At 41.7% G+C, this 12,518-nt stretch carries 12 protein-coding genes (1 of these 12 running past the window's edge); 7 read left to right on the top strand and 5 right to left on the bottom strand.

What is annotated here, in order from left to right:
* The first annotated feature begins 17 nt into the window (after window positions 1–17).
* Window positions 18–1,502: an AAA family ATPase gene (locus G4Y78_RS07285; RefSeq protein WP_230425708.1), complete on the top strand. Its 1,485-nt coding sequence runs from the start codon at window positions 18–20 to the stop codon at window positions 1,500–1,502.
* Window positions 1,503–1,528: 26 nt separating this feature from the next.
* On the opposite strand, the gene G4Y78_RS07290 is transcribed toward G4Y78_RS07285, so the two are convergent.
* Window positions 1,529–2,230: a hypothetical protein gene (locus G4Y78_RS07290; RefSeq protein WP_163832410.1), complete on the bottom strand. Its 702-nt coding sequence runs from the start codon at window positions 2,228–2,230 to the stop codon at window positions 1,529–1,531.
* A gap of 267 nt (window positions 2,231–2,497) precedes the next feature.
* Here G4Y78_RS07290 and G4Y78_RS07295 point away from each other — a divergent pair, with 267 nt between their 5' ends.
* Window positions 2,498–2,875 carry a hypothetical protein gene (locus G4Y78_RS07295; RefSeq protein ID WP_163832411.1) on the top strand — a complete coding sequence of 126 codons (378 nt, stop codon included), beginning with the start codon at window positions 2,498–2,500 and terminating at the stop codon, window positions 2,873–2,875.
* A 396-nt stretch (window positions 2,876–3,271) separates the two neighbouring features.
* Entirely contained in the window at window positions 3,272–4,513 is a 1,242-nt protein-coding gene (locus tag G4Y78_RS07300; RefSeq protein ID WP_163832412.1) for a tetratricopeptide repeat protein, read from the top strand.
* A 62-nt stretch (window positions 4,514–4,575) separates the two neighbouring features.
* Here G4Y78_RS07300 and hemJ read toward each other — a convergent pair whose 3' ends face one another.
* Both hemJ and G4Y78_RS07310 read right to left on the bottom strand, forming a co-directional pair.
* On the bottom strand, window positions 4,576–5,004 hold the full coding sequence (gene hemJ / locus G4Y78_RS07305; protein ID WP_163832413.1) for a protoporphyrinogen oxidase HemJ: 429 nt from the start codon (window positions 5,002–5,004) through the stop codon (window positions 4,576–4,578).
* Between the two features lie 19 nt (window positions 5,005–5,023).
* Window positions 5,024–6,796: a chloride channel protein gene (locus tag G4Y78_RS07310; protein ID WP_163832414.1), complete on the bottom strand. Its 1,773-nt coding sequence runs from the start codon at window positions 6,794–6,796 to the stop codon at window positions 5,024–5,026.
* A gap of 171 nt (window positions 6,797–6,967) precedes the next feature.
* Between G4Y78_RS07310 and argC the strand changes: the two genes are divergently transcribed.
* The 4 genes from argC (at window position 6,968) to erpA (ending at window position 9,761) form a co-directional block, all read left to right on the top strand.
* Window positions 6,968–8,002 (top strand): N-acetyl-gamma-glutamyl-phosphate reductase, encoded by a 1,035-nt coding sequence (argC, locus tag G4Y78_RS07315; RefSeq protein ID WP_163832415.1) that lies wholly within the window; start codon window positions 6,968–6,970, stop codon window positions 8,000–8,002.
* 16 nt (window positions 8,003–8,018) lie between these two features.
* Window positions 8,019–8,798 carry a DUF6776 family protein gene (locus G4Y78_RS07320; RefSeq protein WP_163832416.1) on the top strand — a complete coding sequence of 260 codons (780 nt, stop codon included), beginning with the start codon at window positions 8,019–8,021 and terminating at the stop codon, window positions 8,796–8,798.
* A complete protein-coding gene (locus tag G4Y78_RS07325) occupies window positions 8,782–9,267 on the top strand; it encodes a bactofilin family protein (protein ID WP_163832417.1) in 486 nt (161 codons plus the stop codon). The genes G4Y78_RS07320 and G4Y78_RS07325 overlap by 17 nt, the downstream gene beginning before the upstream one ends.
* Before the next feature lie 140 nt (window positions 9,268–9,407).
* Window positions 9,408–9,761 carry an iron-sulfur cluster insertion protein ErpA gene (gene erpA, locus G4Y78_RS07330; protein ID WP_163836401.1) on the top strand — a complete coding sequence of 118 codons (354 nt, stop codon included), beginning with the start codon at window positions 9,408–9,410 and terminating at the stop codon, window positions 9,759–9,761.
* A 77-nt stretch (window positions 9,762–9,838) separates the two neighbouring features.
* On the opposite strand, the gene G4Y78_RS07335 is transcribed toward erpA, so the two are convergent.
* Window positions 9,839–10,951 (bottom strand): anhydro-N-acetylmuramic acid kinase, encoded by a 1,113-nt coding sequence (locus tag G4Y78_RS07335; RefSeq protein WP_329604951.1) that lies wholly within the window; start codon window positions 10,949–10,951, stop codon window positions 9,839–9,841.
* Window positions 10,951–12,518, bottom strand: the 3' portion of a protein-coding gene (locus G4Y78_RS07340; RefSeq protein WP_163832418.1) for a peptidoglycan DD-metalloendopeptidase family protein. 70 nt of this gene lie beyond the right edge of the window; the window shows 1,568 of its 1,638 coding nt (coding positions 71–1,638); the start codon falls outside the window, past its right edge — the gene reads right to left on this strand; its stop codon occupies window positions 10,951–10,953. Before G4Y78_RS07340 ends, G4Y78_RS07335 begins: the two co-directional genes overlap by 1 nt.

Here is a 12,518-nt window from a genome sequence, read left to right on the forward strand (position 1 = left end):
TGTGTTGGGAGGGGCCCTTGAAAACCGATATCCATGACCTTTGTTTGGTACTTGACTCAGGAATCCCATTAGTAGTGATAGAGTCCTATGAAGAGCCTCGGGTCCTACAGATGATGACACGGCTCGCGATTAAGCGACAGTTAGCATTATTCTCTTGGTCTATTACGACTGGGATGCAGCGACTAGGTTTCGGCATTGATCTTGATCAGGATCAGGGTTTTGATAAGCCAGAAGCGGCATTACAGTTAATTAAGCAATCACCTGAACCTGGGCTGTATGTGCTATGTGACTTTCACCCTTACTTGGTGGATGAGCCGAAAAATATCCGGCTGCTTAAAGAAATTGCACTCCAATACGACAAGTTAAAGCATACAGTCGTGTTTTTAAGTCACCGTCTTGAGCTTCCTCCTGAACTTAAACGCTACGGTGCCCATTTTGAGCTTGCATTACCTTCAGATGACCAACTCCTGAATATTGTGCGTGAGGAAGCAGCCAACTGGTCGAATAAGCATCGTGGGCAAAAGGTTAAAACTGATAATAAAACCCTGAAAAAACTAGTGGCTAATCTAAGAGGGCTGTCAGCAGGAGAAGCTAGGCAGTTGGCTCGTAGTGTTATTTTTGATGGCGGTGCAATTACAGTTGATGACTTGCCAGAAGTCAATAAAGCTAAATTTACTTTGATGGATATGGAGGGGATTTTAAGTTTTGAATATGACACTGCTAAATTCTCTGAGGTAGGAGGGTTGGAAAACTTCAAGCAATGGTTACGGGATCGGCAAAAGGCATTTTTAGAAGATGATAAAGCGTTAGACCCGCCAAAAGGAGTGATGTTGTTAGGCATTCAAGGGAGTGGTAAAAGTTTGGCTGCTAAGGCCGTAGCAGGGGTGTGGGGAGTGCCACTGCTACGGCTGGATTTTGGGGCTTTATATAATAAGTATTTTGGCGAAACAGAACGTAATTTACGCGAAGCCCTTAAATTAGCAGACTTAATGTCACCTTGTGTGTTGTGGATGGATGAGATTGAAAAAGGTATTGCTACTGGGTTAAATGACCAAGGTACTTCGCGGCGGGTGTTGGGTACTTTACTTACCTGGATGGCGGAGCGCACTACTAAAGTATTTATTGTGGCGACTTCTAATGATATTTCTCAGCTGCCTCCTGAGCTAGTTCGAAAGGGACGCATGGATGAGATATTTTTTGTTGATTTGCCTGATGCAAAAATAAGGCGGACTATTTTTGAAATACACCTGTCTAAGCGGGATCAAGATTGCCAGGAGTTTGATATAGAAATGCTGGCTAATATTACCGAAGGCTTCTCTGGTGCAGAAATTGAGCAGGCTGTAGTTGGAGCATTCTATTCAGCAGCGGCAGAGCAACAACAATTACAGATGCATCATTTGGTGGCTGCAATTAAGGCCACAAGTCCATTATCCGTAGTAATGGCTGAGGATGTTCAATATTTAAGAGAGTGGGCTAATAATAGAACGGTGTTAGCAAATTGAAATAATTACATTATGCACTAGCCAGGCTATGCTGCAAAATCATTTGGCTTATTATTGGTTTGGTTGGGTTCAGGGTGTTTTTTTAACCAGGCTTTTCGCTTTTCGTTAGCCGCTAAGGCTTCGATAAGATACTGATAATATAACTGAAACTCTTTGTAGTTAATTAAATGTTTCATTAAGAGATGTTGCTCAGAAGCAGCACACAGCCGCTTAAAATAATGCTTTTCCATGCTTGAATTAAAGCAACTGAGTGGTTGGAGTAAATGGATATAGCCAAGGCTTCCCTCAATAGTCTTAATGTATTTCTTTAGTTCAAGCTCAAGTTGCTTTCTTTTTGTGGTGAGTAAGATGAAGCGGTTTGCTCCTGGTATCAGGGGGAGTAAATTATCTATATAAGTTAGGCCTAATAGAAATAAAACTGCGCCTAAGAGGCCACCTGTCCACCTAGGAAAGAACCCCAACAAGGCAAACAAAAACAATACACTTGCTATGTAACAACAAATAAACCAGAGAACGCGAATATTTTTGGCATTTTCTAATGCCTTATCAGTAGGAATTTGTTTCATGCTGAGTAAATCATAGTCTAGTTGTTCAAGAATGTGGCACGCATCGGTTAGGCCAACATCATAAAGTTCGGCAATCACTTCAGGTTTATGACTTGATGGTTCATCAGTGACGACATCTGGGTTTATGGCTGTGGCTGTTTGTTGGGGTGAATGGTTTGTCATTAATATCGTTTGACAGTATGTTGAGGGTATTCGCTTTCCAAATGGTTATCTATCATTCTTTATAAGATAAGTAATTTGTTACAGCTTAAGTGTAAACCAAAAACTGTATTTCTTGGGGAAAGGTAATGCATGCCAGTTTGGAAATAAGGTCGATCTTTTTGTTAAAGGCATACGTATTATTCGCGATGGTTTCTTTGCATTAAGATGCACATCATTAATAGCAACTCTTCTTTATATTCATTAACTTACTTTGGAAGGTGAAGGCGGATGACTAAGCGCTTATGGGTGCTACTGTTGGGTTGGTTGATTATTGTGCCTGTTTGTTGGGGAAATGATAATATTGGGAGGTTTCAGATTTATACAGCAAGTTCAACTAAAGACGGCAGGCCAATAGCGTTAAAGCTTGATACTTATACTGGCGACAGTTGGTTCTTTAATGGTGAGTACTGGCAGCAGATGAAAGAAACTGGTGCTAAAAATATCTATAAGCAAGCAAGTTACCGACTTTCGCTAACAGATTCAGATAGTGGTTTAGTTATTTTTAGGTTTAGTGCGATTAATGGTTCTGCCTGGTCTTACGCAGATAATGGGTGGAGATATATTCATAATGAAGCCCCGAAGGAGGAAGAGCCTACAGCTGATTAGTTGATTTGAAGTACCAAAACTGTCTGATATTAATACAAGTGATTTTTCTCTATTAGCACTGATAATAAAGCGATTATTATAAATCGACTATAAACACAGTCGCCCTTATTAGCAATCAGTCAGGAAGTTAATTAGTTTTGATATAAAAAAACTTCCTTTGCGATTTATTCTTATTTAACCGTTATTTTTCTTTACAAAAATCACTTCCAGCGATTAAACCTTAGTAATGAACTGTTGAAAATAGCATCAATAAAGTAATTGGTGTAATAGCTGCATTACCCTCTTAAGTTTGGAATAAGTCAATTATTTCCAGACCTGATTTCAATGGGGTTATCCGTATTCGTCAGTTTGGAGTTTGAAGTGGCAGGGAGCTCCCTTATTAAAAGAGGGTTTGCTATGGCAGTTAATAAGTACATCAGCTTATTGTTAATTTCTTTCTTAAGTCCTTTTGCTGCAGGTTATTCTAATTCCACTCTAGATACGCTAGTTAGTTTTTCTCATGATATTGAAGTACCACCTGATTCAAGTAAAGCGGATCTATTTGAATCTGAGGATAATAAAGCATACTACGATGATGTCGTAAATGGCTTTTATTTATGGCAGGCAGAGCGCTATTTTGGTCAAAGTGACATCAAACGGGCAAAGGCAGCCATTGATAATGTATTAGCTGACTCACCCGATTTGGCGGCCGCGCATGCGGCGCTTGGCCGTTATTATTTTTATGTACATGACTTTCAGATGAGTCTGAAAGAATTTTTATTAGCGCAGTATTTAGATCCCGATTATTTTCCTGCTTATGTCGATGCGGCTGACCTGTATATAAAAGTATTTAAGCGGGCAGACCTGGCAATTGACTCTTATAAGAAAGCATTAGCAATCAAGCCTGATCATGGGCAGGTGCATTATGCCTTAGCAGTTGCTTATATTAATGACAATCAGTTAGATAAAGCTAAGCTACACTTCTTGCAGGCCGCAATTATTGCACCTTGGTATGCACAGTCGTGGCTTGCAATGGGACATATTGCTATGGCAGAAGGGAATTTAAACAAAGCACAACAGTTTCTGGATAAGTTATTAGATTATCAGCCAGGGTTTGCACCAGCATATATTTTGTTGGGGGACTTATTCAGAAAGAAAAAACAATATACCAAAGCGCTTTCCGCATACCATCAGGCAATAACTTTGCAAGATGACTTATCGACAGCTTGGATGAAAATAGCCTCATTGCATGAGCAGTTAGGGGCAGACACGCAAGCAATTAATGCATACCAGAAAATAGTTGCTATTCGGCCAACAGAGGCAGAGGTATATAACAATCTGGCAAAATTAACCATGAAAAAAAATCAGCTAGTTAAAGCGGAGGAATGGGCAAGGCAAGCGATTTTACTAGCACCTCACAAGTTGATATTTAGGCAGACGTTAGCTTGGATTTATCAGGCGCAAGGTAAGTTTGAAGAAGCATTGAATTTAATCAAGCAGTTTATTGGACAAGAGGATGATAATGCGGAGATACATTATCAATTGGGGGTGATTTATCAAAAGTTAGAGCAAGCAGAAAAAGCCAAGTTTTTTTTGCAAAGAGCTATTTCAATTAATCCAAATTACAATGATGCCCGACAAGTGCTGAAGGGTCTTTAAGCTGTGTGTTTCAATTAGTCATCATGTAAAGCGAGCGTTGCTCGCTTTACTTTTTTGGAATATTAAAAAGGTTGCATCTCTACCAGCAAGACAATCCCGATGAGTAGTAATACTGGAGCTTCATTAAAAAAACGAAAAAAGATATGATTTTTATGGTTCTTATCTTCGCGAAATTGCTTCACAAAGTAGCCGCAAGTGAAGTGATATATAATCAGTAAAATAACCAGTGTTAGTTTGGTGTGCATCCAACCCACTGACATAAACCCCTGGAAGTTGAAGGTTAATAACCAGATGCCAAGCAATACAGTTGCAATCATAGCTGGTGTGGTGATGCCCCGATATAGTTTCCGTTCCATAACTTTAAAGCGGTCAATACTGGTTTGGTCTTTAGACATAGCGTGATATACAAATAGTCTTGGTAAGTAAAACAGGCCAGCAAACCAGCAGACCATCGCAATAATATGAAAGGCTTTAATGCCTAGATATAACATTTAATTCATCTCCTGTAGGCTATTTTCGCAAGTGATAATAACGCTCGATATCTTCTTTGGTTAAGATGCCATTAATGGGGGAAATCAGTGGTGCACCAACATTTTGAATATACAGTGCCTCAACCCCTGTTTGTCGGAGCTTTTCTCGGGCCTCTTGTAAAGTCGCTTGAATGTAAAGTGGAGCGATATCTTTTCGTTGGCCAGGTAGGCCAAGTAAATCTAATAAAGGGGCTTCTTCGTCAACCTGATCAGTTGCTTCATCTGTCTTATTGGTCCGTTTGGCCTCTAAATAGCGAGCTAGATCTGCAGCAAGTAAAATAGCGCGTGGTTGTTTATCGTCAATAACTATCCATACAGGCTTGCTGTCTAATGCATGGCAAGCATCATCGTAACTACAATGTCTTGGCAAGCGAACAAAGCGCCGATCCATCATACTGGCTACGCCAATGCGCCGTAAGGCTTGGCTGAGTGGATCACTGGTGGGATCTACCCCTTGCTCTTTTAGTAAGGCAGTAAAGATTGAAGGCTGTTTAAATATTTCACTGCTGGTTAAGTTAGCAACCACGATAATAAGCATGGCAGGCAAGATAATATTTGGATTTTGAGTTAGTTCTAGTACAGCAATTAGTGCCGCTAAAGGTGCTTGTAAAACTGCCCCCATCATAGCTCCCATGCCTAGCATGGCATAAAACCCTTCGCTAGCTGTATTTGATGGAAATAAGGTAAAACTCGCAAGCCCAGTTAAAGCGCCAAATGTAGCACCTACTAACAAAGAAGGGCCGATGATGCCTCCAGGTATGCCAGCACCGCAAGCAGCAGCAGTTATAATTAACTTGCACGGCAGTAATAATAGAAGTAACTGCCAGCTAAGGTTGCCAACTAAAATTTCATTAACAGTGTCGTAACCAATACCTAATACTTCCGGAATATAAAAACCAATAGCTCCAGTAGCTAAACCAACCGCAAGAAATTTTTGCCACCAGCTAAATTTCAATCGAGAAAAAAATCGTACCAGCCAAATAAAAGCAGCAGCAAGAGAGCCAATCACTACTGCTTCCGTAATCATTAAGGGTAATTCTGTTAATGAGCCCATTTGTAGCTGGGGTACAATAAATGCTGGCTCGGCACCATAAACTGCCTGCGATACTACCGCTGCAGTAACTGAAGCGATTATGACTGGAGTAAAGCCAATGATAGTGTACTCCATCATGATAACTTCCATGGCAAAGATTACTCCAGCCATAGGTGTATTAAAACAGGCTGCAATAGCAGCGGCACTGCCACAGCCAACAAGAGTGCGAATACTATTGTTAGGAAGCTTTAACCACTGACCAATTAAGCTGCTGCCTGATGCTCCCAAATGAACGGCAGGGCCTTCACGGCCACAGGATTGTCCTGACATTAAGGTGATGACACCACCAATAAATTGGTTGGTGAAGTTTTTCCAAGGTAAGTGGCCTTGATGAAAACCCAGGCGTTCAATCACATGAGCAATGCCTACTTTGCGATGTTGAGTTGCTATACGTGAAAACACTAGTACTAATACAACTACGCCAATGCAAGGAAGTAGGATTCTCCATAATGGCCCTATTCCTTCAAAATTTTCGTGGTCTTTAAAAGGTAATAACAAGCTTAATGGGAACTCTACTGCTGCGCGAAAAAGTACAATGACAATCCCTGTGAATAAACCAGCGGCGAAACCGAGAATGGCCAATTGAGGAAGGGCATCGACATTTGCTAATTGGTGACGAAATCGTTGTAATAGTCTTTGAGGTAGCGGCTGTTGATTCATAAATAAAGTAAAGTCACTGAGCTAATCGCAGTAGTTGCCAAGAGGCTGGCTGTTATTTGAATTCCTAATTGGTTTTGCATACGAAACCTGTTGTCAGAAAATACTTTAAAATTCTGCTGTAGGCTATATCATGCCAACCATTCATCCATTTCGTAATATGAGGTTGATGGGGTGTATAAGATTGGTTTGGTTGGAGGCACTGGCTACACTGGCGCTGAGTTAATGCGTTTGTTGGTCAGTCATCCACAAGTAAAGTTGCATGTAATTACGTCTCGCTCGGAACAAGGCATTGCTGTTGAGGACATGTTTCCGAGTTTAAGAGGCTTTGTTGACCTGAGCTTTACCAACCCCTCCATTGAAACACTAGCAGAGTGTGACCTGGTATTTTTTGCTACTCCGAATGGGGTGGCAATGAAGCTAGTGCCTGAACTATTGAAAGAAGGTATTAAGGTAGTAGACTTAGCGGCTGATTTTCGTCTACAAGATCCTGTAGTGTGGGAACAATGGTATGGTTGTCCCCATGCTTGCCCTGAGGTGTTAAAACAAGCTGTTTATGGGCTACCTGAAGTAAACCGAAAGCTCATCAAGCAAGCCCAATTAGTAGCAAACCCTGGCTGCTACCCAACGGCTGTGCAACTTGGACTTTTACCGTTAATTGAACAAGACCTAGCAGATACTGACTACTTAATTGCCGATGTAAAGTCTGGAGTCAGTGGCGCTGGTAGAGGGGCAAAAGTAGGTTCGCTGTTATGTGAGGCGAGTGAGAATATGACTGCTTACGGCGTCTCTGGTCATCGCCACTTGCCTGAAATAACTCAAGGGCTACAACGGGCTGCGCAGGATAAGCCTATAGGGTTAACTTTTGTGCCGCATCTGACGCCAATGATTCGTGGCATTCATGCTACCTTATATATAAGGGTGATGGATAAGCAAGTTGACCTACAGGCTCTTTATGAAAAGCGCTTTGCGGATGAGCCTTTTGTTGATGTGTTACCCCAAGGTGAACACCCTCATACCCGCTCGGTAAAAGGTACGAATACCTGTAGAATGGCAGTACATCGGCCACAAAATGGTGAAATTGTGGTAGTTTTGTCAGCTATTGATAACTTGGTAAAAGGCGCTGCTGGCCAAGCTATCCAAAATATGAATATTATGCTGGGCATTGAGGAGGCACAAAGTTTGCTCGTGCCAGGGTTAATGCCGTAAAGAGTGGGAGAGTTTAATGGCCGCAGTTAAAGGGTCGAAGCAGGAAAAGCTAATTGTAGTGCCATACCATCCTGTACAACGGGTTTTTCAGCGTATTTTATATTGGTTGTTGTTATTTGCGGTTGCAGCTTCATGCTATGTGTTGGGTGCGTTTGTAGGCACTGGTTCTCAGCAGGATGTAATAGCCGAAAGGGATCGGCTCAGGCTGACAGAGCAAGAGCAGCGTCAAGAACTTTCCCAACTTAGACAGCAGGAAGCATCACTGCAGAGAGAGAAGCAGGTTGATCAGGAGCTGGTTAAAGCGCTTAAAGAGCAGATTCGTCAGTTGGAAAATGACAAGCTTGCTCAAGAGCAGGGTCTGGCTTTTTATAAAAAAATCATGTCACCAGAAAGTGAGGACAAAGGGCTGCAAATTGAAAGGTTTATCCTTAAGCCCACCCAGCATCCGCGTCGTTATCAATATAAGGTGCTGGTCACTCAGGTGGCAGAAAATAGTGCAACGCTTCATGGCCACGTCAACATTACTATTGTAGGTAAGCAGTCAGGTAAAGCGCACAAAATAGCACTAAAAAGTGTTTCAACTGATATCTCACAACAAAATATAAAACTAGGCTTTAAGTATTTTCAGAATATCCCAGGACCCGATGACCGTTTCGGTGTGATGGATTTGCCTGCTGGCTTTAAACCTGAATATGTATTAATTACAGGTCAGTCAAAGGCACCTAAAGTAAAAACGGTAACGAAAAGAGTTAAGTGGATTGATACGGAGACCCAGTTAAATGTGGGGCAAGGCTAAACCAAGAAAAATCAGTGTTGAGAAACACGGACATACCACCTTGATAGCGAGCTGTACGACGGTGACGGGTGATATTACCTTTACTGGCATGTTGCAGGTAGAAGGCATTATTAAAGGTAATGTCACTTCCACTGAAGGTGAAATTCGCTTAGCTGAGAGTGGCGTAATTGATGGCGAAATTAGAGCACCCAGTGTGGTTATCAATGGGAAAGTGCATGGTGATGTATTTGCCAGTGATAAATTAGAGTTAGCCAGCAAAGCGCTCATTGAGGGCAATGTTTATTATAACCGCGTAGAAATGGTGATGGGTGCTCAAGTCAACGGCAAGCTGGAGCATAAACCCACTAAACTTGCTGAGCGGCGTAGTAAAGAAAAAGAAAAGCCTGTAGTCACTAGCAAAAAAGATCAGGCAGCTTCATCTGCAGCATTAAAGCAACAGGCAAAAGCGGCGCTGGAGTCAACTGGCTAAAGAGGTAGGCTCGCAAGTGCTCTTGGCACTGTATGTAGGTGTAGGGTTGGGTAGTACGTATAGCAATTTTGTAGTTGACCAAATTACTTGGTTACTTGGATAATGGTTACCCAGAAGTGATTTGTCTGACTGGAGTGGAAATGACAGCAGAGACTTTTGATCCTGGCATCCCTTTGACCTTTACGGCCAATGCTGCAGCAAAAGTAAAAAGTCTAATTGAAGAAGAAGGCAACGAACAGTTAAAGCTACGTGTCTTTGTTACAGGTGGTGGCTGCTCGGGGTTTCAGTATGGTTTTACTTTTGATGAAGATATTGCTGATGATGATACTCAAATAGAGCGCGATGGAGTGAGGCTCGTTGTTGATGCTCTGAGCTTTCAGTATTTAGTTGGTGCAGAGGTTGACTACATTGAAGGTTTGCAAGGGTCTCAATTTGTAGTAAATAACCCTAATGCTACAACTACTTGTGGTTGTGGTTCATCTTTTTCTATTTAAATAAAAAAACCTGCTGTTCTGCAGGTTTTATGTAACTCTTCTCTAATCTTTTTTACTGAGTTTTGCCACCTAGTAGCTCATCCAGGGTAAATAGCACCAAGAACTCTTGGTCCTGCAGCATTGGTGACTGTTGATAAGTTACCTGGTTGTTTGGTTAAAGCTTGTTTCGCTAGCCAAGCAAAAGCAGCAGCTTCAACCCAGGCAGGATTTAAGCCTAATTTTTCTGTAGTGGTAACGAGATAACTAGGGAGGTGGTGCTTGATACGGCAAGTTAGGTATTCATTAAAGGCACCGCCGCCACACAGGTAAAGCTCACCTGTTTTAAACCCATAGGAAGTAATGGCTTGAGTTAAACTGATAGCTGTTAATTCAACTAACGTTGTTTGTACGTCATTTGCAGTCACATCATGATAGCCTTTTAAGTGCTGCTCAAGCCACTCTAGGTTAAATAACTCTCGTCCTGTGCTTTTGGGTGGTGGTTGCTGAAAATACTTTTCAGTTAGCATTGATTCTAACAGTGGCAAGTTTACCTTTCCTTTTGAAGCCCAATTCCCTGATTTATCATAAGATTGATCTAGGTGTTTTTTTACCCAAAGGTCGCACAAACCATTTGCAGGGCCAGTATCGAATCCTAATACAGGTTGAGAGTTGTCTTTAGGTAAGGTCGTAATATTGGCAATGCCACCGAGATTGGCAATGACCCGATCGGTTTGATAGTTGCGAAAAATACTCGCATGAAAGGCTGGTACTAAAGGAGCACCTTCGCCGCCTGCAGCTAGGTCACGTCGACGAAAGTCAGCAACTGTAGTGATACTAGTTTTCTCTGCGATAATATTGGGGTCGCCAATCTGCCAGCTAAAACCAAGCTCTGGGTAATGACGTATGGTTTGGCCATGACAGCCAATAGCTTTAATTTGCTTACAGGGTATCTGGCATTTTTCAATAAGTGATAAACTGGCTTGGGCAAATAATAAACCTAGCTCAATATCTATTTGTGCTAGGTCTTTAATGCGAATGAGACTGCTATCGGCCAGCTGAGCAATTTGCTGTTTTAATTGTTCGCCAATCGGAATCTCTTGGGTGGCTACTAGTTTAAACTCTGGATCAAAGCAAACTATTGCGGCATCTACAGCATCCATGCTGGTACCTGAGATGATTCCAATATAATAGTTAGGATGAGGTGTCATCATTATTTTTGTAATGCAATTATTGACCCTGAGCGACCATTTTCCAATTTAGCTAGAATTTGCTGGGCAACTAGAATAAACCGAGAGCGCTCTTTTTTGGCAATAGGCAGTGCTTTTGGAAATTTTACAGTTAAGGGGTTTTTGTGAACCCCATTAACACGGAACTCATAGTGCAAGTGAGGTCCAGTAGCTAACCCAGATTGCCCTACGTAGCCAATCACTTGTCCTTGCTTGACTCTAGTCCCGTTCCTAATTCCTTTTTTGATTCTGCTCATATGGCCGTATAAGGTTTTGTAGCGTTGGCCATGTTGTAGAATAACTGCACGACCATAACCACCTTTTCTGCCAGCAAAATACACTTTACCATCCCCGCTTGCTTTTATGGGAGTTCCCGTTGGTGCCGCATAATCAACCCCTTTATGTGAGCGAATTTTGTTTAGTATTGGGTGTCGTCTACCGGGGTTAAAACGAGAGCTAATTCGGCTGAATGCAACTGGAGTACGAATGAAAGCTTTTCTCATACTTAAGCCGTCAGGCGTATAGTAGCTAGCGTGGTTATTTGAGTCAGTATAACGAATAGCTTTAAAAGTTTCTCCACGATTGGTGAATTCTGCTGCCAGGATATTACCAACGCCAATTTTTTTACCATCCAAAAATTTTTCTTCAATAATGACTTTGAAGTGGTCTCCTTTGCGAATATCCAATGCAAAATCAATATCCCAGGCAAAAATATTGGCTAGCTGCATAGTTAGGCGATGAGGTAAACCAGCTTTTTGGCTGGCATTAAAAAGAGAGGAGTTGATTGTCCCTGCTAAAATCTTTTGCCGAATAGCTGGCTTGCGGATAATTTCCTCAGTTTTATAAGCATCATCAGCCTTAGTAATTATTAAACTTTCGAGGTTGCTGCGGGTATATTTAACCTGTTTAAGCTCTCCACTAGGACTAACGAAAAATTCCAGTTGTTGACCAGGCATTATGTTAGCTAGCTGTTTAGCCTCTTCACTGCTCGAAACAATTTTATAAAGGGTTGAGCTACTGAAGCCAAGCCTTTTAAAAATAGTTGAAAGTGACTCCCCCTTTCTAACCGTATGGGATCGTTTTTTATCTTCAAGAAGCTGAGTGCTGCTGTGTTGTTCGGCTGATATGGAGCGTTCAGTCGCTTCAAGTGTGCCAACAGCGCTGACAGCTAACAAGTGTTTTTCTGTGTTGTCAGAAGGCTTACTTAAGTCAATAGTGGGGGGTAAATCACCCTCTTCTTTAAATGTGGAGTTGGTCGGAGTTTGAGGTACTGAATTGTGTTTAACTACACCTGCTTTTACAGTGTTGTGCTCTGAGGAAATCAGTGGGGCCTGCTTCTTTTCAGATGAACGCACTACTTCTGTATTAGTTAAGCCTTCTTTTGTAGTGTTTGCTTTTGTTGTACTTACTATGTTGGGGGATGTTTCATGGGTTTGACTTCCATTGACTCCATCAATAGTTAAAGAGTAAGTTTGCTTAGTATTGCTGCTAACTTGGGAAGCATCCTCTGCGGGAGCATTTAGTAGCGAAAACGCTACCCCTAGTGCAACTG

It is taken from the genome of Spartinivicinus ruber (assembly GCF_011009015.1).
Taxonomy (GTDB): domain Bacteria; phylum Pseudomonadota; class Gammaproteobacteria; order Pseudomonadales; family Zooshikellaceae; genus Spartinivicinus; species Spartinivicinus ruber.